At 73.7% G+C, this 20,225-nt stretch carries 16 protein-coding genes; 9 read left to right on the top strand and 7 right to left on the bottom strand.

Features of this window, described 5'->3' with window-relative positions:
* Window positions 1–44 precede the first annotated feature (44 nt).
* Window positions 45–2,018, bottom strand: a complete 1,974-nt coding sequence (locus tag HS045_RS04540) for a hypothetical protein (RefSeq protein WP_196449896.1) — start codon at window positions 2,016–2,018, stop codon at window positions 45–47.
* Window positions 2,015–3,814 carry a hypothetical protein gene (locus HS045_RS04535; protein WP_196449895.1) on the bottom strand — a complete coding sequence of 600 codons (1,800 nt, stop codon included), beginning with the start codon at window positions 3,812–3,814 and terminating at the stop codon, window positions 2,015–2,017. The genes HS045_RS04540 and HS045_RS04535 overlap by 4 nt, the downstream gene beginning before the upstream one ends.
* A 67-nt stretch (window positions 3,815–3,881) precedes the next feature.
* Between HS045_RS04535 and HS045_RS04530 the strand changes: the two genes are divergently transcribed.
* Window positions 3,882–4,430, top strand: a complete 549-nt coding sequence (locus HS045_RS04530; protein WP_196449894.1) for a hypothetical protein — start codon at window positions 3,882–3,884, stop codon at window positions 4,428–4,430.
* Window positions 4,431–4,538: 108 nt separating this feature from the next.
* Here the strand turns inward: HS045_RS04530 and HS045_RS04525 are convergent, their stop codons facing one another.
* Window positions 4,539–6,170: a hypothetical protein gene (locus tag HS045_RS04525; protein ID WP_196449893.1), complete on the bottom strand. Its 1,632-nt coding sequence runs from the start codon at window positions 6,168–6,170 to the stop codon at window positions 4,539–4,541.
* Window positions 6,171–6,448: 278 nt separating this feature from the next.
* On the opposite strand from HS045_RS04525, the gene HS045_RS04520 reads away from it, so the two are divergent.
* Window positions 6,449–8,731 (top strand): serine/threonine-protein kinase, encoded by a 2,283-nt coding sequence (locus HS045_RS04520; RefSeq protein ID WP_196449892.1) that lies wholly within the window; start codon window positions 6,449–6,451, stop codon window positions 8,729–8,731.
* A 15-nt stretch (window positions 8,732–8,746) separates the two neighbouring features.
* Here the strand turns inward: HS045_RS04520 and HS045_RS04515 are convergent, their stop codons facing one another.
* Window positions 8,747–9,262 (bottom strand): PadR family transcriptional regulator, encoded by a 516-nt coding sequence (locus HS045_RS04515; RefSeq protein WP_196449891.1) that lies wholly within the window; start codon window positions 9,260–9,262, stop codon window positions 8,747–8,749.
* 122 nt (window positions 9,263–9,384) lie between these two features.
* On the opposite strand from HS045_RS04515, the gene HS045_RS04510 reads away from it, so the two are divergent.
* The 3 genes from HS045_RS04510 to HS045_RS04500 all read left to right on the top strand — a co-directional run bounded on the left by HS045_RS04510 (window position 9,385) and on the right by HS045_RS04500 (window position 12,570).
* Window positions 9,385–10,776, top strand: a complete 1,392-nt coding sequence (locus tag HS045_RS04510) for an MDR family MFS transporter (protein WP_307827383.1) — start codon at window positions 9,385–9,387, stop codon at window positions 10,774–10,776.
* A gap of 41 nt (window positions 10,777–10,817) precedes the next feature.
* Window positions 10,818–11,795 (top strand): malate dehydrogenase, encoded by a 978-nt coding sequence (locus tag HS045_RS04505; protein ID WP_196449889.1) that lies wholly within the window; start codon window positions 10,818–10,820, stop codon window positions 11,793–11,795.
* 220 nt (window positions 11,796–12,015) lie between these two features.
* Window positions 12,016–12,570 carry a DUF11 domain-containing protein gene (locus HS045_RS04500; protein ID WP_196449888.1) on the top strand — a complete coding sequence of 185 codons (555 nt, stop codon included), beginning with the start codon at window positions 12,016–12,018 and terminating at the stop codon, window positions 12,568–12,570.
* A 128-nt stretch (window positions 12,571–12,698) separates the two neighbouring features.
* On the opposite strand, the gene galE is transcribed toward HS045_RS04500, so the two are convergent.
* On the bottom strand, window positions 12,699–13,658 hold the full coding sequence (gene galE, locus HS045_RS04495) for a UDP-glucose 4-epimerase GalE (protein ID WP_196449887.1): 960 nt from the start codon (window positions 13,656–13,658) through the stop codon (window positions 12,699–12,701).
* A 122-nt stretch (window positions 13,659–13,780) separates the two neighbouring features.
* Between galE and HS045_RS04490 the strand changes: the two genes are divergently transcribed.
* The 3 genes from HS045_RS04490 (at window position 13,781) to HS045_RS04480 (ending at window position 17,231) form a co-directional block, all read left to right on the top strand.
* Window positions 13,781–15,172: a hemolysin family protein gene (locus HS045_RS04490; protein ID WP_196449886.1), complete on the top strand. Its 1,392-nt coding sequence runs from the start codon at window positions 13,781–13,783 to the stop codon at window positions 15,170–15,172.
* 14 nt (window positions 15,173–15,186) lie between these two features.
* Window positions 15,187–16,191, top strand: coding sequence for a tryptophan--tRNA ligase (gene trpS / locus HS045_RS04485; RefSeq protein ID WP_196449885.1), 1,005 nt, complete (start codon window positions 15,187–15,189; stop codon window positions 16,189–16,191).
* A gap of 98 nt (window positions 16,192–16,289) precedes the next feature.
* Complete coding sequence (locus tag HS045_RS04480; RefSeq protein ID WP_196449884.1) at window positions 16,290–17,231, top strand: YihY/virulence factor BrkB family protein; 942 nt, start codon at window positions 16,290–16,292, stop codon at window positions 17,229–17,231.
* 614 nt (window positions 17,232–17,845) lie between these two features.
* Here the strand turns inward: HS045_RS04480 and HS045_RS04475 are convergent.
* Entirely contained in the window at window positions 17,846–18,406 is a 561-nt protein-coding gene (locus HS045_RS04475) for a hypothetical protein (RefSeq protein ID WP_196449883.1), read from the bottom strand.
* Window positions 18,407–18,519: 113 nt separating this feature from the next.
* Between HS045_RS04475 and HS045_RS04470 the strand changes: the two genes are divergently transcribed.
* Window positions 18,520–18,684, top strand: a complete 165-nt coding sequence (locus tag HS045_RS04470; protein WP_196449882.1) for a hypothetical protein — start codon at window positions 18,520–18,522, stop codon at window positions 18,682–18,684.
* A gap of 316 nt (window positions 18,685–19,000) precedes the next feature.
* On the opposite strand, the gene HS045_RS04465 is transcribed toward HS045_RS04470, so the two are convergent.
* Window positions 19,001–20,149, bottom strand: coding sequence for a D-alanyl-D-alanine carboxypeptidase family protein (locus HS045_RS04465; RefSeq protein WP_230883430.1), 1,149 nt, complete (start codon window positions 20,147–20,149; stop codon window positions 19,001–19,003).
* Between the last annotated feature and the right edge of the window lie 76 nt (window positions 20,150–20,225).

The following is a 20,225-nucleotide window of genomic DNA, read 5'->3' as shown; positions in this document are numbered from 1 at the left end:
TCCGTGCGGCCCCGTTCAGCCCGTCCGTCCGGGCCGGGGCGCGCTCACCGGAGCGTCTCCAGCTCGCCGGTGGAGAGGGGCAGCACGCCGTACTCGCGCGTCGCGCTCTCCTCGGTCCTGACCAGGATCTCGTCCGAGGTGACCCAGCCCTGGAAGACCCAGTGGCGCCAGCCGCCGTACGGGGTGATGTCGCGCCGGACCTCGCGCCCGGTCGCGACGTCGACGATCACCGGTTCCTCCTCGCCGTTCGAAGCGACGACCCTGCGCCCGTCGGGGGAGACGCCGGAGGGCGGGTTGCCCGGCCACTCGTCCGTGCGGACGGTCCGCAGGCGCTTGCCGCCGGGGGAGAGGAAGCGCAGCTCGCTCTCGTAGGGCCCGTCCTCGGCGGCCGTGACCCGGTGGACCACCGGCCCGGTCGGTGTCCAGCCGATGAGGGTGTCGCCGGGACCGACGCGGAACCGCGACCGCCGCCCCGTCCGGAGGTCGGTCATCTGGACCGGCCGGCCCTGCGCCGGTTGGAACGCCAGACGGCGGCCGTCCGGGGTGAAGAGGGGGCCGCGCCGGTCGGTGAAGTCGATGTCGGGGTCGAGCGGGTCCGAGGCGGGGACCGCCCTCCCTGTCCTCAGGTCGTGGACGACCAGGCGCAGATCCTGCGTACGCCCGTAGGCCAGGTGACGGCCGTCACGGCTGACCGCGAACAGGCCGGGCACGGGCAGGGCCCCCGGCGAGGGCGGGACCGGCACGGCGTCCGTCGCCAGGTGCCAGCGTTCGCACGGGTCGCCGGTGCACCCGGAGAGCACGCCTGCCGGCGGGGAGGTCGCGGGCGGGCCGCCGGACGGCATGGGCGGCGGAGCCACCGGTCTCGTCGCCGGGGCACCGAAGACGACCGCCATCCGGGAGTCCGGAGGCGTGTCCAGCACCTGGTGGATCCCGCCGGTGACGAGGTCCACCAGGTGGACCTCGTCGTCGGTGCGCTGCAGCACCGCGCGGTCGCCGGCCATGCCCTGAAGGCTCCAGGGAGTCGTGGCGCCGGGCAGCCGGACGTTCCGCAGGATCCGGCCCGACCGTAGGCTCCTGACGGTGAGGACGTCGCCCAGGTCCGGGAGATCCGTACCGTAGGCGCGGAATGCCCCCCAGTAGAGACCGGCCGACCGCTGGCCGTCCGCCGAGACGAGGGCGTGGCCCCGGGTGACGTCGGAGTGCACGCCGGTGTGGCGGGCCTCGCCGGGGACGCCGCGAAGACGCGTGCCGTCCCGGTCGAAGAGCGCCCACGGCCTGTCCTCTCCTTCGGCGGGGCTCCCTTCCCCTTCTTCGGGGTCGCCCTCCCCGCCGTGGCAGGGGAAGCCGACGATCTCGCGGGCGTCCCGGCCCAGGCTGAGGACCTCGCAGACGCCTTCCAGCCGCCTGGCGAGCCCCGTCTCGAAGTCGGTGAGGTAGACCTCGGGTTCTCCGCCCAGGCGGGCCGCGGAGAAGAACCGGCCGTCCCCGGAGACGTGCAGGTCGAGGCGGTCCTGCGCGGACAGGCCGTCCAGCAGCCCCGGATCGAGCTCGATCCTCCTGCCGCTCGCGAGGTCGTGGGCGACGAAGCGCCCTCCGGTCGCGCTGAGGTAGGCGACCCGGCGACCGTCGGTGCTCACCCGGAACGGGGTCCAGATCCGCCGCGTCCCGTCGTCGCCGGACAGGTACGCGGCGGCATCGGGCACCTCGATCCGCCACAGGCCCTCGCTCCCCCCGACCGGCCTCGCGCCCGCGACGGGTTCTGCGGACCGTACGGCCAGCTGCCAGCCGGAGCAGTGGGGGGCATGCTCGGGGCCGAAGCGGTACGGGCACTGCTCCCACCAGGCGTGGCTGACGGTCACCGGGAGCGGCGGAGGCTCCCAGGGGCCGGTCAGCGGGCGGGGGCCGTCCGGTCCGGAGTCCGGGCGGAGGGCCAGGGCCAGGCCGATCACCAGACCGAGCGCGGCCAGGACGGCGACCGCCCAGCGATTCCGGCGCCACGGGCCCCAGGGCGCGGTCACCAGGGGTCGACCTTGCCGATGACGGGGAACCGGTGGCTCTCCACCGGGCCGACCCCCGGCGCCTCGGAGGTCTTGCCGGTGGCCGGGTCGACCAGGCGGAGGTCGTCGTCACCGGCGTCGTCGAGATCGAGCCTGGCCAGGAAGCGGCCGCGCGCGTCCCAGCCGAGCAGCTCCGGGGCGTGGCCGTCCTCGGTGAGCGCGGCCCGGATCCGCACCCGGCGGGTGGTCGTGCCGGTGGCCGGGTCCACCGTCGCGGCCTCGCCGTCCCGGGTCAGGATCAGCAGGCGGCGCCCGTCGGGGAAGAGCCCGGCGACCGCCTCCGGATCGAAGGGCGCCCGCGTGCGCACGGCGCCGGCCGGATCGACGGTGACCAGCTCGGCCCGGCCGCCCTCGGGCGCGGTGACCGCGGTGAACCCCCGCGGACCGACGCCGAGCACCCGCGCGATCCCGGGCACCCGCACGCCCCGCCCGCCGCCGGTGCCCGCCAGGAGGGTCGTGCCCGTCCCGGGCCGGGCGGTGGTGAGGGTGACGAGGCGGCCGTCGTGGGAGAGCACCGGCACCGGCAGCTCCGCGTCGGTCAGCGGGCCGGTGAGGTCGTGGCGGGCCCCGGTGCGCAGGTCGTGGTGGACCATCCGCCGGGTCCGGGAGTGCAGGTAGACGGCGTGGAAGCCGTCGCCGCTGAGCGCGAACGGCGCGGGGCGGGGCAGCGGCCCCCGCCGTCCGGCGAACGTCGCGGCCTGCAGGGCCATGACCGAGTCGCCCGGGTCGTCGGGCCCGTCGTCCACGGAGAACAGCTCCCAGGCCGTGCACCTCCGGAAGGTCAGGCGGGTGCCGCACTTCGGCAGCGCCGCGTGGCCGATCGGCCGGGAGGAGGTCTCCTCGTGGCCCTTGGGAGCGGTCCAGGCGACGGCGTCGGGAGGCGGCGGGGCCGGGACGGACCAGGCGAGCGCGACGCCCGTCGCGACGGCCGCGGCGACCGCCGCGAGGGCGGTCGCGGGAGCCGCCCACCGGCGTCCCCGGTGCGGGCGCGGGACGGGCCGCCACGAGTGGGTGCCCATGGCCAGGGCGACGAACGGCACCACCAGGCTTGTCAGGAGGAAGAGCGCTCTGATCGCGTCCGGCGGGTCCGGCGCCGTGCTCCGGAACCCGCACCACAGGGCGGCCACCGCCCCTCCGGTCGCCAGCGCGTGCGCGGACCGGGACCGGGCGGCGACCTCCGCCGCCACCCGGTCGGCCGGCTCGTCGGGCAGCGGCCGCGTCCGCAGCCCCCGGAGCAGGACCGGTACGGCCGCCACCGCGGCGGCCGTGACGGCGGTCCACGGCAGGGCGGCGGCGTCCGCGCCGAATCTCAGGTACCGGGCCACCCCATGGCAGGCCAGGGCTCCCGCGGTCACCGCGCTCAGGGCCCACAGCAGGGTCACTCCCCGGGGGACCAGCCGCAGGCCGAGGCCCGCGCGCCCGGCCGGCCTGGCCCGCGCCAGCCGCGCCTCCGCCACCAGGACGCCGGTGAACCAGCCGAGGAACGGGAGGAACGGGAGGAACGGGAGGAACGGGCTGATCGTCATCGACTCGGCGGTGAACCCGGCGAGGAGGGCGAGCAGGCCGAAGCCCAGGCCGAGGGCGCGCCAGCGGCGGGTGACGCGCAGGTAGGTCAGGACGCGGTCGCCGTTGGACGGGGTGAGCACGAGGCCCTGGCGGAGGGCGAACCGCTCGATCTGCCGCGGCTCGACCAGGTCCGTGAGCGGCGGCACGACGATCAGGACGATCGGAGCGAGTACGAGCGCGATCGGCAGCACGGTCCCCCTTCCGCCCGAGCCGGAAATCTAACATGATCAATTATCGGGAGGTAAGGGGTCTGTGGTGATGTCCAATCCCGTCCTGGCGCAGTGGGACGCGAAGGCCGGGGCGCTCACCCCGCGCGACCGGCGCCGGTTCGCGGCCGCGGGCTGCGCGGGCCTGGTCCTGGTCGTCGCGGGCCTGATCGCCTGGGACTCGGGCGCGGTGGCGCCCCGGCTCTCGGCGTTCTCGTCGGGTCATCGGGGACAGACGCGGACGGACGGCCTCGGGCGGCCCGACGTGCTCGTCGAGGAGGAGCGGACCGTCGTCAACGACGGCCGCCTGCCGGTCACCGTCACGGCCGTGTCGGGGTCGAGCCCGGGGCTGAGGCTGCGCTCGGCCGGTGTGCGCCTCCCCCAGGTGATCGAACCGGGGAAGAAGCTGACGCTGACGCTCGCCTACGCCGTCACCGACTGCGGGACGGCCCCCGAGGTGATCGATCTGCGGGTCCGGGTGGAGCGGTGGTGGGGGACGGCGGAGACGGACGTGCCCTTCGCCGAGGACGGATTACGGTGGATCACCGGGCCGGTGACGTCCGCGTGCGAGTTCGCGGAGTCCAGGATGGAGGGGCGCTGAGGGCGCCGGGCAGGTGACGTCCGCCTGCGGGTCCGCGGAGTCCGGGACGGGGCGCCGGGCCCGTCCCTCCGCTCCGGGCCGCGGGGTCACTGCTCCGCGGCTGGAGGGTCACCGGTCCGCGACCGCGCCGATGGCGATCCGGCCGTCGGCGGGGAGCCCGGCCAGCCGGTGCATCCGGCCGTTGCGCACGTCGACCCGGTAGAAGCCCAGGATGTCCCGGCTGGTCCGGCCGGTCAGCTCGACGACGACCTCGCGGGCGCTCAGCCACTGCACGGCCTCGGCCGAGACGGGCTCGCCGAGCGGTGGCAGCGGCAGGCGCCTGACGACCCGCCGGGAGGCGGCGTCCACGATGTGGAGGCTGTCGTTGCCGGGTTCTCCCGGGACGGCGACCGCCGCGTACCTCCCGCCGGGGGAGCCCGTCCAGGCGGGGTACTCCTCGTCGAGCCAGCCCGCGGACTTCTCCACGGGCGTCGTCTCCGCGGCGGGCACGGGTGCGGTCGCGCCGGTGGCGAAGTCGGTCCGGAGCCGCCGGTCGGCCAGGCGCACGGTGAAGTGGCGGCCGTCCGGGGAGACGGCGACGGAGGTGCCCGCGACGTCGGCGGGGGTGAGCACGGGGGACAGGTAGCGCTTCGTCCCGCTCGGCAGGTCGTGCGCGACGTACCGGAGCTCCGCCGCGCTGAGGTAGGCGAGGCGGCGGCCGTCCCGGCTGACGGCCGGTCCGGGCTCTCGGCGGCCGTCAGCGCCGTGCCCCGACTCCTGGGCCGCGTCGGGGACGTGGAGCGTGGCCCTGCAGGGCCTCGGCGTGCAGGACGCCTTCGGGAGATCGAGGCGGTCCTTCGGCGGGTGGTCGGAGGTGAGCGTCAGGGTCCAGCCCGCGCAGAGGACCTTGCCCGGGGCGGGCGTCGCGGGACGCGCGCCCCGGCACTCGCCGGGAACCGCGTAGCGGATCACGTAGGACGTGCGCGGCGCCTTCCACGCGGCGGGGACGGCGGGCTGGGCGGACTCTCCCCGGGAGGGCTCCGCGGAGGACGCAGAGGACGCAGAGGACTCAGAGGGCTCAGAGGACGCGGCGGACGGCGATCCGGAGGCGGACGGCCCGGGGGAGGCCGTGGCGGACTGCGGGACCGCGGCCGAGGCGCCGGACCCGCGGTCGCCCGCGGCCAGCGCGGTGGTCCACACCTGGCCCTGCGGGGTCAGCATGACGATGAACCCGACCAGCAGGGTGAGGGCGGCGGCCGTCAGCAGGGCCCTGCGCCTGCCGCGGCCGCGCAGGTCCGCCAGCGACCGGTCGGACAGGTCGGGGACGGAGGCCTCGCCCGCCTGCGTGGCGAACCGGTTGACCAGGCGCGTGCGGTCCCCCTTGGTGAGGGTGTCGAGCGCCTCGGTGAGCTCCGCCTCCACGGTCTCCACGGGCAGGCCGAGGACGTCGGCCATCTCCTCGGGCGTCCTGCCGTCGTGGAGGCAGGCGACGGCGATGAGGCGGCGGCGCGGCGGGAGCCGGACCAGGGCGGTGGCGCCGGCGGCGGTCGGCCTGCGGAGGAAGGCGCGGTAGAGCGCCGTGTGGGCGTGCGTGGCGGGGTTCTCCCACGGCGTGGGAGGCCAGGCCAGGCCCACCGTGCGATAGGCGCGCAGGGCCAGCCGGATGGCCTGCTCGTGACTGCCGGTGAGCAGGAGTCCGGTGCCGACGAGGGAACGCTGATCGCGCTGGACGAAGTCGCGAAAACCGATGTATCGGCGCATTGGGCCTTACTCCGCATGGTTGGGGAGATCAAACGGTAGCGATCCGGGTGACCGGAGCGCCAAATCGGGACGATTGTCTATAGTCGGCCGGTTGGAAGAGTACCGGTGTGTCCCTGTCCGTGCGTCCCCGTCGTCGCCACCCGGTCTGGAAGGCAGCCGGAGATCGCAGCGGCGGGACCGGGCGCGGCGCGGTCACGTGGGGGTGACGCGGGGGGACGGGCCTCTGCCGGGCCGTAAAGTTTTTCCCATCGGAACCGGGCGAGACCGTAGGGACGAAGATGCCGCAGATCGAGCCACTGGGAGCGGGGGAGCCGCGCCAGCTCGGCCCGTTCCGCGTCGTCGGGCGGATCGGGGAGGGCGGCCAGGGGGTCGTCTACCTGGGAACGGACGCCGCCGGGGAGCGGGTGGCGATCAAGCTGCTGCACGTGAAGTTCTCCGGCGACACGATCGCCCGGTCGCGGTTCGCGCGTGAGGCGCGGGCGGCGCAGCGGGTCGCCTCGTTCTGCACGGCGGCCGTCGTCGCCGTCGACCTGGAGGGCGACACCCCCTACATCGCCAGCGAGTACATCGAGGGCAGGTCGCTACGGCAGGTCGTGGAGGCCGGCGGCCCGCTCCGGGGCGCCCCGCTGCAGCGGCTGGCGGTCGGCACGGCCACCGCGCTCACCGCGATCCACCACGCCTCGATCGTGCACCGGGACCTCAAGCCCGACAACGTGCTCATGGCCGCCGACGGCCCCCGCGTGGTCGACTTCGGCATCGCCCGGATCATCGACTCCACCGGGACGATCACCAGCCGGGCCGTCGGCACTCCCGCCTACATGGCTCCCGAGCAGATCGCCGGGGACGACGTCGGGCCGCACACCGACGTGTTCGCCTGGGGGGCGACCATCGCGTTCGCGGCGACCGGCGAGACGACCTTCGGCGGTGACTCCATCGCGGTCGTGCTGAGCCGCATCCTGACCCAGGAGGTCGACGTCGGCATGATGCCGGAGCCGCTGCGCGGTGCGGTCCGGGCGGCGCTGGCCAAGGACCCCGCCGCCCGGCCCTCGGCCGATCAGCTCCTGCTGCGCCTGCTCGGCCGCCCCGAGGCGGGCAGCGCCTCCCCGGCGGTGCTCACCCAGGGCGTGCAGCTCGCCAGCCCGGCGGCGCGGGCCTCCACGGGGCCCGATCGCGAGACGGGGACCCGTCCGGCGGAGGGGCTCGCGCCGACGGGGCAGGGCCCGGCGGAGGGCTCCGCCGGGACGCCGGGCGGCGACGCGGAGGGGGAGGAGGAGGCCGGTGAGGCCACCAGCGTCCTGCGCGTCCCCGGGACGCGTCCGCAGCCGCCCGTCCCCTCCACGGGGATCCGCGACCCGCGCCTCCGGCCTCTGGCCCCGGCCGCCCGGCACGACCACCTCCCGCCGTACGCCTCCGACCCGGCGGGGCCGTACGCTCCCGAGCGGTCCACGCCGTACGCCTCCGACCCGGCGGGGCCGTACGCTCCCGAGCGGTCCACGCCGTACGCCTCCGACCCGGCGGGGCCGTACCGCCCGTCCCACCCCTCGGGTCCCGGGCGGTTCGACCGGCCGCCGCCCGCGGACGCCGCGTCCCCGGGCTGGGAGGCGACCCGGCCCGTCCCGATCGACGAGCCGGGGGCTCCGAGCGCGCCCGGGCGTCCGCGCCGGGCGCGCTGGATCGCCCTGGCGGTGGCGGTGCTGCTGATCGGCGGCGCGGCGACCGCCTACGCCGCCGGCTGGCGCCCGTCGTTCCTCACCGGGGCCGGACCCGGGCCCACGCCCGAGGCGACCGGCGAGCCCGGTGCGGGGAAGGGCGACTCGCTCGTGGACCGGGCGGCCGCGACGAAGCGGCTCACCGTCGGGATGCGGGACTTCCTGCCCGGCATCGCGCTGCAGAGCGGCGGCAGGTGGACCGGCTTCGAGGTGGACCTCGCCACGGAGATCGCCCGGAGGCTGGGGGTGCCCGCCGACGGCGTCGCCTTCCAGGCCACCCGTCTGCAGGACCGGCCGGAGCTGCTGGCGAGCGGGAAGGTCGACCTGGTCATCGCGACCTATCCGATCGACGAGGGCGACGACGTCGCGTTCGCCGGGCCGTACTACCTCGCCCACGTGGACGTGCTCGTCAAGGACGACTCGCCGATCGTCTCCCGGGCCGGTCTGGCGAACCGGCGGCTGTGCGCGCCGACCGGGAGCGCCGCCGTGGGCGTGGTGCGGGACGCGGTGCCCAGCCTCACGCCGGTCCCCGCCGACAACTACGCCCAGTGCATGGACAAGCTCCGGACCGGAGAGGTCGACGCGGTCCCGGGCGACGACCTGGTGCTGGCCGGATACGCCGACCCCGCGCGGGAGGCGACCCCCAAGCGGGTGCTCGGCCTGAAGCTCACCGACGAGCGCTACGCGGTGGCGCTGAAGAAGGGCGACGAGCGCGCCTGCCGGGCCGTCCGGGCGGTGATCGAGGATCTCTACGCGAAGGGCAGGATCACGGAGATGCTCGACGGGCACTTCCCGGGCGTCGACTTCCCGACGCGGGAGGACGCGCGGCCCGCGATGGCCGACTGCGGCTGACGGGACCGGCCGCGGCTAACCCCGGGCGGCGTGCTCGATCCGGTCGGCGGTCTCCCCGGCCCAGTCCCGCATCATCCGCAGCTGGCGGATCCCCAGGTCCAGGGCGTACGTCCCGAAGCCGGAACCCTGCTTGACCTGCCAGAGCGCCTCCAGCCCGGCCAGCCTGGCGGCGTAGGCCTCCGCCTCCCTGCGCAGCAGCGCCACGGACTCCTCGGGCTCCAGCAGGGGCAGCAGGAAGGCGCGCAGCGCCCCCTCGTCGCGGACCGGCCGGAAGTTCTCCTTCGTCACCAGCCAGTCGTGCAGCAGCCGGGAGCCCTCCTCGGTGACCGTGTAGGTCTTCCGGCCGCGCGGCCCCTCCTCGCCGACCGTCACCAGGCCCTCGGCGGCCATCTTGGCGAGCTCCGGATAGATCTGGCTGTGCCCGGCGTGCCAGGCGTGGTTGACCGAGCTCTCGAAGCGTTTCGTGAGGTCGTAGCCGCTCGCCGGGCCTGACGCCGTCAGCAGGCCGAGAAGCGCCATGCGCAGGGACATGCCCCTCATCTTAGCCACGGATTGACATGTAGAAACTGACATATCAATATCTACATGTGGTTACTGACATATCAACTTCTCCCGCGGAGACCCGCTCCGGCAACGGGCCGCTGCTCTTCGCCGTGCTCGGCGGGATGTTCCTGGCGATGCTCGACCAGACGATCGTCGGCACCGCGCTGCCCCGGATCGTGCAGGAACTGGGCGGCACGGACCTCTACACCTGGGTGATCACCGCCTACCTGCTGACCTCCACGATCACCGTCCCCCTGTACGGCAGGCTCTCCGACGTCTACGGCCGCAAGCCGCTGCTGATCATCGGCGTGGGGCTGTTCCTGGCCGGCTCGGCGGCGTGCGGCGCGGCCCAGGACATGACCCAGCTCATCGCCTTCCGGGGCCTGCAGGGACTCGGCGCCGGGGCGCTGCTCCCGCTCTCGCTGGCCCTGGTCGCCGACCTGTTCCCACCCGGCCGGAGCGGCCGGGTGCAGGGCGCGCTCGGCGGGGTGATGGCGCTGAGCTACATCGCCGGGCCGTTCCTCGGCGGGGTGTTCACCGACACGGCCGGCTGGCGCTGGGCGTTCCTGGTCAACCTGCCGATCGGCCTGGCCGTGCTCGCGATCGTCGTGGCGCGGCTGCCGCACACGGCGGGGCAGGGCCGCGGCGCCCGCCCCGACCACCTCGGCATCGCGGTGTTCACCGGGGCGATCGGCGCGCTGCTCCTCGGCCTCACCGAGAAGGGCCGGGGCGGCCAGTCGTGGACCGACGCCCCGGTGCTCTGGCCGATCGCGGTGGCCGCCGCCGGGCTGGCGCTGTTCGTCCTGGTCGAACGGCGCGCCGCGGAGCCGATCGTCCCGCTGGAGCTGTTCCGCGACCGGACCTACGCCCTGGCCAACGCCGCCTCGTTCCTCAGCGCCTTCTGCCTCTACGCCGGGGTGGTCTTCCTGCCCCGCTACTTCCAGGAGGCCCTCGGGCTCAGCGCCACCGAGTCGGGCCTGCGCGTCTACCCGCTCATGCTCGGGATGGTGGCCGGCAGCATGGTCACCGGCGCGCTCGTTTCCAGGACCGGGCGGTACAAGCCCTGGCTGGTCGCCGGCCCCTTCCTGATCGCGGCCGGCGGGCTGCTCTGCACCGGTCTGACGACCGCCACCTCCGGCCTCGCCCTGGCCTGCTGGATGGCCCTGCTCGGCCTGGGCACGGGACCGATGCTGTCCGGCCTCACCGTGGCGGTCCAGTTCGCGGTCCCGCCGCGCCTGATCGGTACGGCGAGCGCGAACCTGACCTTCTTCCGGCAGATCGGCGGCTCCGTCGCCCTGGCCCTGGCCGGCGGCCTCTACACCGGGGTCGTCCGGGACGAGGCCGCGGCGCACGGCCCGCAGGCGGCGCACGCCGCCGCGACGGCCGTCGTCGTCCCCTGGCTCGCCGTGGCCGGGGCCGTGCTCGCGCTGGCCGCGCTGCTGGCGCTGCCCGGCGGGCGGATCGGGGCACTCGCCGCAGGGCCGCCGCGGACCGCGGAGTAACATCCCCAGCGTCAGAATTATCCTTCGAGTGGGGGAAGGTCATGGCCCAGACTCCCGTAAAGGTCACCGTCACCGGCGCCGCCGGTCAGATCGGCTACGCGTTGCTCTTCCGCATCGCGTCGGGCCAGTTGCTGGGCGCCGACGTCCCGGTCGCGCTGAGCCTGCTGGAGATCCCGCAGGCGGTGAAGGCCGCCGAGGGCACCGCGATGGAGCTCGACGACTGCGCGTTCCCGCTGCTGAGCGGCATCGAGATCACCGACGACCCGAACGTCGCCTTCGCCGGGGCGAACGTCGCGCTGCTGGTCGGCGCCATGCCGCGCAAGGCCGGCATGGAGCGCGGCGACCTGCTGGAGGCCAACGGCGGCATCTTCGGTCCGCAGGGCAAGGCCATCAACGACAACGCGGCCGACGACATCCGGGTCCTCGTCGTGGGCAACCCCGCCAACACCAACGCCCTGATCGCGCAGCGGCACGCGCCGGACGTCCCGGCCGAGCGCTTCACCGCGATGACCCGCCTGGACCACAACCGCGCGCTCTCCCAGCTCGCGGCCAAGCTCCAGGTCCCGGTCGCCGAGATCAAGAAGATGACCATCTGGGGCAACCACTCCGCCACGCAGTACCCCGACCTGTTCCACGCCGAGGTGGGCGGCAAGGTCGCCGCCGAGCAGGTGGACGAGGCCTGGCTGCGCGACACCTTCATCCCGACCGTGGCCAAGCGCGGCGCCGCGATCATCGAGGCCCGGGGCGCGTCCTCGGCCGCCTCCGCCGCCAACGCCGCGATCGACCACGTCTTCGACTGGGTCAACGGCACCGAGTGGACCTCCGCGGCGATCCCGTCCGACGGCTCCTACGGCGTCCCCGAGGGCCTCATCTCGTCCTTCCCGGTCGCCTCGCGCGGCGGCAGGTGGGAGATCATCCAGGGCCTGGAGATCGACGCCTTCTCCCGCGAGCGCATCGACGCCTCGGTGCGCGAGCTGGTGGAGGAGCGCGACGCCGTCCGTGCCCTCGGCCTGATCTGAGCGCGACGCCGTCCGTGCCCTCGGCCTGATCCGACCGCGGCGCCGTCCGCGTCCCGGTCTGCTCCTCCGGCCGGGGTGCGAGCGTGCGGCAGGAGCCCCGGACCGCGCGGTCCGGGGCTCTTTCGCGTCACATGCCTCCGTGATGGCGGAGCCATGACGTGTCGGTCGGTCCGCAGAGCATGATCACCGCGTTCAATGATCATTGATCGTCAGGGGAGCGGTGTTGAAGGTGCATGGTGCGGCGCGGGTCGTCGCCGGAGTGATGGGTCTGGTCCTCGCGGGAGCGCCGGCGACGGCGGGGGCGACGGCGGGGGCCGCGGGACGGGGAGCGGTGCGGGCGGAGGCCGGGGAGCCGAGGGCGGCGGTCGGCGGGACGGCCCGGGGCGGGGCGGACCTGTCCGTGCGGATGGAGGCGTCGCCGCGGCGCGCGCAGCCGGGGCGGCGGCTGGTCTACCGGGTGCGGGTGCGCAACGCGGGACCGGGCGAGGCGGTGCGGCCCGTGCTCACCGTCCGGCTGCCGGAGGCGGTGCGGATCCGCTACGTCGACGTCGCGGAGTGCCGTCCGGGCCGGACGGCGGGCGAGGTGGTCTGCGCCTCCCGCCGGGACGTGCCGGCGGGAGGCCGAGGCGAGGTGCGGATCACCGGGGTGGTGCGGCCGGGCGCGCGCGGCCCGCTGCGGGCCACCGCCGCGCTCTCCTCGCGGGTCGTGGACGGCGACGCGACCGACAACGCGGTCCGCACGGTGACCCGCGTGGTGCGGCGGGGCGCCCGGTGACCCGCGCGCTGCGGGACACCGCCCGGTGACCCGCTGCGGGACACCGTACGGTGACCCGCGCGGCTCACCGGGACGCCGGGGCGCCGGGCGGCCGGCTCACCGGGACGCCGGGGCGCCGGGCGGCCGGCTCAGCGGGGCAGGGCGGCCCAGGCGTCGGCGACGATGTCCCGCACCTGCGGGTGCTCCGGCTTCCAGCCGAGCTCCCGCTGGATCTTCGCGGAGGAGGCCACCAGCACGGCCGGGTCCCCGGCGCGGCGCCCGCCGACGACCGCCGGGATCGGGTGCCCGGTCACCTGGCGGCAGACCGACACGATCTCCTGGACCGAGAAGCCGGTGCCGCTGCCCAGGTTGTAGACCTTGTGCTCGCCCGGCGTGCAGGCGTCCAGCGCGAGCAGGTGGGCGCGGGCCAGGTCGGACACGTGGATGTAGTCGCGCACGCATGTCCCGTCGGGGGTCGGGTAGTCCGTGCCGAACACGTTGACCGACTCGCGCTCTCCCAGCGCCACGGCGAGGACATTGGGAATCAGGTGGGTCTCCACGGTGTGGCGCTCGCGGTAGACCCGGCCGTCGGCCGCGGTGTACGCGCCGCCCACGTTGAAGTAGCGCAGGCTGACCGGGGCCAGGCCGTACAGCCCGGCGAAGGCGGAGAGCGCGGTGTCGACCGCGAGCTTGGAGGCGCCGTAGGGGTTGGTCGGGCGGGTCGGGTCGGTCTCCGCGATGGGGGAGCGCTCCGGCTCGCCGTACGTGGCGGCGGTGGAGGAGAACACGATGCGGCCGACTCCGGCGGCGCGCATGGCGTCCAGCAGGGCCAGGGTGCCGCCCAGGTTGTGCGACCAGTAGAGGCCGGGCTTCTCCACGGACTCGCCGACCAGGGACTTGGCGGCGAAGTGCAGCACGCCGTCCATCCCCTCCAGCACGGCGGCGGCGTCGGTGATCGAGCCCTGCACGAAGCGCGCGCCGGAGGGCACCGCGTCGGCGTGGCCGGTGGACAGGTCGTCGAGCACGGTGACCTCGTGGCCGGCCTCGGTGAGCTGCGCCGCCACGACGCTCCCGATGTAGCCGGCTCCTCCGGTGACCAGCAGCTTCACGGATCCTCCTGTTTGATGGTGTTTGAAGATGTTTATTTATGTAAGCCTACCGCCAGCATATGCTGGCTCATCCCCTATCGGTGACGGTCGGAACGGGCGACGGCCATGACGGAGTCGGTGTCGTGAACAGTGTCCTGGCCAACATCGCGCTGGTCCTGCTCTTCGTCCTGATCGGCGGGTTCTTCGCGGGTGCGGAGATGGCCATGGTCTCCCTCCGGGAGAGCCAGGTGCGCCGGCTCGGCGAGCGGGGGCGCAGGGGCGCGCGGGCCGCCAGGCTCGCCCGCGACCCCAACCGCTTCCTGTCGGCCGTGCAGATCGGCGTCACCGTGGCGACCATGCTGTCGGCGGCGTTCGGCGCCGACACCCTCGCCGGGGAGCTGGTGCCCGTGCTGACCGGCTGGGGCGCGCCGGCCGCGGTCGCCGGCCCCGCCGCGCTGGTGCTGGTGACCCTGGCGATCTCCTACTTCTCCCTGGTGCTGGGCGAACTGGCGCCCAAGAGGCTGGCCCGGCAGCGGGCCGAGGGGCTCTCCCTGCTGGTGGCGCCGTTCCTGGACCGGGTGGCCGCGCTGTCGCGGCCGGTCATCTGGGCGCTGTCGAAGTCCACCGACGGCGTGGTCAAGCTGCTCGGCGGTGATCCCGAGGCGGACCGGGAGGAGATCTCCACCGAGGAGCTGCGGGACATGGTGGTCGGCCACCAGGAGCTGGACGAGGACGAGCGCAGCCTGATCGCGGAGGTCTTCGCGGCGGGCAAGCGGCAGCTCCGCGAGGTGATGCTGCCCCGCACGGAGGTGGAGTTCATGTCCGTCGACACCCGGCTCGCCGAGGCCGCCGTCCTGGCCGCCGCCATGCCGCACTCCCGCTTCCCCGTCTACCGCGACTCCTACGACGACGTCATCGGGTTCGTGCACATCAGGGACCTGCTCGACCCGGTCCTGACCGGGTCGATCGAGCCGATCGGCGAGCTGGTGCCGATCCGGCCGGTCAAACTGGTGCCCGCCAGCAAACGGGTGCTGAAGACGCTGTCGGAGATGCGCGACGAGGGCCAGCACCTGGCGATCGTGGTGGACGAGTACGGCGGCACGGCGGGGATCGTCACCCTGGAGGACCTGGTCGAGGAGCTCGTCGGCGACATCCGCGACGAGCACGACGTCACCGGCGAGCCGGCGGTGCTGCCGGCCGGGCAGATCGAGCTCGACGGTCTGGCGAACCTCGACGAGGTGGCGGGGGAGACCGGCATCCGGCTGCCCGACGGGCCCTACGAGACCCTCGGCGGGTTCGTGATGGCGGCCCTCGGCCACCTGCCCGCGCTGGGGGAGCGGGTCGAGATCCCCGGCTTCGAGCTGTCGGTCACGGAGCTGGACGGGCGCAGGGTGGCGCGGGTGCGGATCGAACGCCGCCCCGAGGAGGGCCCGCCCGCCCCGGATCTTCCTCCCGATTCCCCCGATTCCGGATCGGCGACCGCGGATTCCGGTACGGCTTCCGCGTCGGAGTCCCCGAGCACTCCCGGCGCCTGACAGAATTACCGACTATGGCCAGTCCCCGTGTCCTGTCCGGAATCCAGCCCACCGCCGACTCCTTCCACCTGGGAAACTACCTGGGTGCCGTGCGGCAGTACGTCGCGTTGCAGGAGGGCTACGACGCCTTCTACTGCGTCGTCGACCTGCATGCGATCACGGTGGACTACCAGCCCGAGGCGCTGCGGCGGCGCTCCAGGATCGCCGCGGCCCAGCTCTTCGCCGCCGGCCTGGACCCCGAGCGCTCCACGGTCTTCGTCCAGAGCCACGTGCGCGAGCACACCGAGCTGGCCTGGGTCCTGATGTGCCTCACCGGCATGGGCGAGGCCGGGCGGATGACCCAGTTCAAGGACAAGTCCGCCAAGTACGGCGAGAGCTCGGCCGGGGTCGGCCTGTTCACCTACCCGATCCTGCAGGCGGCCGACATCCTGCTCTACGGGGCGAACAAGGTCCCGGTCGGGGCCGACCAGAAGCAGCACCTGGAGCTCACCCGCGACCTGGCCCAGCGCTTCAACCACCGCTTCGGCGAGACCTTCACGCTGCCCGAGCCGTACATCGTCAAGGGCGTCGAGAAGATCACCGACCTGCAGGAGCCGACGGCCAAGATGTCGAAGTCGTCCTCCTCGCCCGCGGGCATCCTGGACCTGCTGGAGCAGCCGGGGCCGCTCCGCAAGAAGGTCATGCGGGCGGTCACCGACACCGGCACCGAGATCGCCTTCGACGAGGAGAACAAGCCCGGCATCGCCAACCTGCTGCGCATCCTGTCGGCGCTGACCGCCACGCCGATCCCCGACCTGGAGACCCGCTACGCCGGGCAGGGCTACGGCACCTTCAAGAAGGACGTGGCCGAGGCCGTCGTGGAGACCTTCGCGCCGATCCGGGAGCGCACGGAGAAGCTGCTCGCCGACGAGGACGAGCTCGACAGGCTGCTCGCCGCCGGAGCCACGCGGGCCCGTGCGGTGGCCGCCGAGACCATGGAGAAGGTCCGCGACCGAGCGGGGTTCCTCCCCACTCCCTGAGGGGTTCCTCGGCCTCCTTGCGCGGCTCCTCGGCCTCGCGGAGCGGTTCCTCCGTCCCCTTGGGCGGTTCCTTCCCGCGGCCGGGGTAGGAAAGCGGCGTGACGGGTCTGAAGGAGCGGATCAGCGCGCTGCGCGAGCGGGGCGGGCGTGAGATCGCGACCGACCGGATCAGGTGGCCCTGGCTGGACCACCTGATCCGGACGGCGCAGCGCTACCGGCTCCAGTCGGGCGACCGGCTGGCCGGCGCGGTGACGTACTTCGCCTTCCTGTCCTTCTTCCCGATCATCGCGCTGGCCTTCGCCGTCGCGGGCTTCCTCCTGGCGGAACGGCCGAACGCCGAGGAGACGCTGCGCAAGGCGATCGACGAGTACCTCCCCGGCCTGGCCGCCAAGCTCCCGATCGACCAGATCGCCGACGCCCGGACCGGAGCGGGGATCATCGGCCTGCTCGGCCTGCTCTACGCCGGTCTCGGCGCGATCGACGCCCTGCGCGGGGCGCTGCGCGAGATCTCCATGACCACCGGGCCGCCGCTCGGCTTCCTGCCCGGCAAGCTCCGCGACCTGGCGGCCCTGGTCCTGGTCGGCGCCACGATGCTCGTCTCGGTGGCGGTCGGCGGTGTCGCCACGCAGGCCAGCGGGACGGTGGCCGGGTGGCTGGGCCTGTCGGAGTCGTTCGCCGGGACCGCCACCGTCTGGCTGGCGGGTCTGGCGGTCGGCGTGGCCGCCGACACCGTGGTCTTCCTCGTGGTCCTGGGCTGGCTGGGCCGTTCCGCCCAGCCGTTCCGGGTGGTGCTGCGCGGCGCGCTGCTCGGCGCGGTCGCGTTCGGCCTGCTCAAGCAGCTTGCGGCGTTCCTGCTCTCGTTCACCTTGAACAACCCGGTCTACGGGGTGTTCGCGGTGATGGTGGGCCTGCTGATCTGGATCAACTTCTCCTCCCGGGTCGTGATGTACACCGCGGCGTGGACGGCCACCGCCTCCCTCGGCCCGCCGCCCGAACCGACTCCCGTGCCGGGTGGGGACGGCCTTTCCTCGCAGGGGTGAGGGGCCTCGTGCTTCGGTGAAGGTTTCTGCGGGCTGGATCGTGAGGCCGTGCTTCGGTGGGGGCTTCTGTTCTGTTCATGGTCGCGCTCTGCGGGCCGGTGGTCCAGGCGGCCGTCTCAGCTGGGTCTGGTGGGGTCAGGCCTCCGGCCTGGCGGGCGCGCGGGGTTGCGCCTTGCACGCCGCCTGGACCACCGGCCCGCGCCGCGCTCCTTGTGCTCCGCCGTACGGCGTGCGGGCCGTATGGATGCGGTCCTTTCCCGGACGACCGGGGTGCCCGCCGATGCTGAAGCCACCGGCTCGCGTCCGGTTCAGGGCTGCTCGCCGCAGCTGAAGCCACCCTGTCAGAAAGGAGCTCAGGGCCGGGCGCCGCAGGGCGTGATCCGGGTGCGCAGCGGACCGGCAGGCGCCACTGCTTCGGCGTGGAGCGCGTGTTCCCCCGCCTCAGCTTTCCCAACGGAATCGGGCGTCCAGCCTTTGCGTTCTCGCTCATGGCTGAACGCGCTTGCCTAATCACGTCTAGTAAGGCACACTGAGGGAAGCCGCGCCCCTGGGAGTGCGGAAGTGAGGCCGGGACTACCGAGGGATATCGGGTGCCCGGCCTTCGCGCTGCCATCTCACTCCAGGCAGATCACTCGGATCTGGTCGGCAAGCACGTCGAAGCACTGCGAGTGTCCGTCGAGCCACCGGGTCGTGGCGCCTACCATGGCATCCGCCGCCCACAGCAACGGCTCGTCGTAGGGCGAGATCCAGCGCACCTCCATGGCCAGCGACACGCGACGGGACCGGCGCATGCCGGTCAGGAGGCTCCGGTCGAGTCGATCCTCGGCGTAGCGGCTCTCCAGGACCACCTCTTCGATGTCTCTCGCGTCGAGTTCGCAGAGCAGGCGCTCCAGACAGAGCCGTCTCGCTCGCTCGTGTCGGATGCCCCTGTCGTGAATGCAGACGGTGACGATGCTGTGCAAGGGAAGCTTCGTTAACGTTCGGGCGATGTCGAGTCGATGAGCCGGAGATTCGTCGCGCCAGTGCAGGCGGCGTCGTTTGCCAAGGCGAAGAGACTCAAGAGCCAGACGAATGTCGTCGTGATCGGCGGAGTCCGCGATGACCGCCGCCATCGCGTAGACGCTGCAATCGTCAGGACGGCGACGAAGACTCTCGTCGATATAGGCCGTAAGCACCGCGTAAAGATATCGTCACCTAATGTTAGATCGCCTAAGATTGGTCGAATGGGAGTACGAGGGCGAGTCATGTCCGGACGGTGGCAGGCCGTACGTTTTCGCAGGGAGGTCGGGTGAGGTCGACACCGGCCGCCGAGAAGCTGCGGCGGAGCCTGATGCGGTCCCTCACCACTGCCTTCGCGCTCGCCGACTGGCCTGGCCGGGACGCGCTGGTCGATTCGGGCGGCCTGGCGCGATGCCGTGCTCCCGGCAGGGCTCTCTACGGGGAGCGGCCCTGAGCTCCTTTCTGACAGGGTGGCTTCAGCTGCGGCGAGCAGCCCTGAACCGGACGCGAGCCGGTGGCTTCAGCATCGGCGGGCACCCCGGTCGTCCGGGAAAGGACCGCATCCATACGGCCCGCACGCCGTACGGCGGAGCACAAGGAGCGCGGCGCGGGCCGGTGGTCCAGGCGGCGTGCAAGGCGCAACCCCGCGCGCCCGCCAGGCCGGAGGCCTGACCCCACCAGACCCAGCTGAGACGGCCGCCTGGACCACCGGCCCGCAGAGCGCGACCATGAACAGAACAGAAGCCCCCACCGAAGCACGGCCTCACGGGCTACGAGCGGCGGCGGCCGTACATCAGCCAGGCGGCGCCGCCGAGCAGGGCCGCGAGGGCGGCCGCGGCCGCATAGGGCAGCGCGGAGCCGGAATCCTCCACCGGGCGTGCGGCGGGTTTCTGCGCTGCGGCGGGCCCCGGGGCGGCCGGGTTCGCGGCCTGGGCGGTCGGCAGCGGGGCCGGCTCGGGGACGGGCTCGACCAGCCGGCCGACCGGGACGGCCCTGCCGCGGGCGGCGAAGCCCCAGTCGAGCAGGTCCGCGATGTCCTCCCACATGTAGCCGTCGTGCCGCATGATCGTCACGATGACCGTGTGCCCGTTCCGCTTGGCCGCGCCGACGAAGCTGGCCAGGGCCTTGGAGGTCCAGCCGTTCTTGACGCCGATCATGCCCTTGTAGCGCCAGAGCAGCTTGTTGTGGTTGCCGATCTCGTAGTAGCCCTTGGGCGCCGGGAACCGGTCCGTCTTCAGGCTGACGTACCGCCGGAAGTCGGGGTGGGCCAGGCCGGCGCGCGCGATCAGCGCCAGGTCGTAGGCGGAGCTGCTCTGGCCGGGCTTGTCGAGTCCGTTGGGCGTCTTGGCCACCGTGTCGAAGGCCTGCAGCCGCCGGGCCTCGGCGTTCATGTCGGCGAGCGTCCTGTCCAGGCCGCCGTTGGCCTCGGCCAGCGCCACCGCGGCGTCGTTGCCGGAGACCAGCAGCAGGGCCTTGAACAGGTCCTCGACGGTGTAGAGCGGCTTGGGCACCAGCCCGACCGCGCTGCCCTCCACGTTGACGGCGTTCCTGCTCGGCTTGACCTTTCTGGCCTTGTCGAGCTTCGGGATGAGGGCCAGGGCGGTCAGCGCCTTGAGCGTGCTCGCCGGCAGGTAGCGGCCGTGCGGGTTCTTGGCGGCGAGCACCTCGCCGGTGTCGGCGTCCGCGATCACGTAGGACTTCGCCGAGGTCGTGGGCGGGGCCTTCAGCCCGGTGGGGAAGACGACGCCCCGCTCGCCCAGGCGCGCGCCGCCGACGGGCTCACGACCGCTGGGATCCCGGCTTCCGGCCGGTGCGGCGTGCGCGGCCGGTGCGGCCGGTACCGTCGGTACGGCCTGCGCGGGCGCACCCAGGAAGGTGACCGTCGCGAGCAGCACCCCTGCGGGTGCGACGTGTTTCATCCCCATAGTGATCTCAGGGTAGCTTTGTGATGATTCGCCTGCGTTCGCATGCGGGGGCTCATCCCCGGCCTCGGGA

The organism is Planomonospora sp. ID82291 (assembly GCF_015711645.1).
In the GTDB taxonomy this organism is placed as follows: domain Bacteria; phylum Actinomycetota; class Actinomycetes; order Streptosporangiales; family Streptosporangiaceae; genus Planomonospora.
The sequence above is the reverse complement of the archived record's forward strand: the minus strand, read 5'-3'. Positions and strand labels throughout refer to the sequence as shown.

Excerpts from the sequence above, each read along its gene's own strand:
- HS045_RS04530 (WP_196449894.1), top strand. The coding sequence starts at position 3,882 with ATGTCCAATCCCGTCCTGGCGCAGTGGGACGCGAAGGCCGGGGCGCTC.
- HS045_RS04525 (WP_196449893.1), bottom strand. The coding sequence starts at position 6,170 with ATGCGCCGATACATCGGTTTTCGCGACTTCGTCCAGCGCGATCAGCGT.
- HS045_RS04520 (WP_196449892.1), top strand. The coding sequence starts at position 6,449 with ATGCCGCAGATCGAGCCACTGGGAGCGGGGGAGCCGCGCCAGCTCGGC.
- HS045_RS04515 (WP_196449891.1), bottom strand. The coding sequence starts at position 9,262 with ATGTCCCTGCGCATGGCGCTTCTCGGCCTGCTGACGGCGTCAGGCCCG.
- HS045_RS04505 (WP_196449889.1), top strand. The coding sequence starts at position 10,818 with ATGGCCCAGACTCCCGTAAAGGTCACCGTCACCGGCGCCGCCGGTCAG.
- trpS (WP_196449885.1), top strand. The coding sequence starts at position 15,187 with ATGGCCAGTCCCCGTGTCCTGTCCGGAATCCAGCCCACCGCCGACTCC.
- HS045_RS04465 (WP_230883430.1), bottom strand. The coding sequence starts at position 20,149 with ATGAAACACGTCGCACCCGCAGGGGTGCTGCTCGCGACGGTCACCTTC.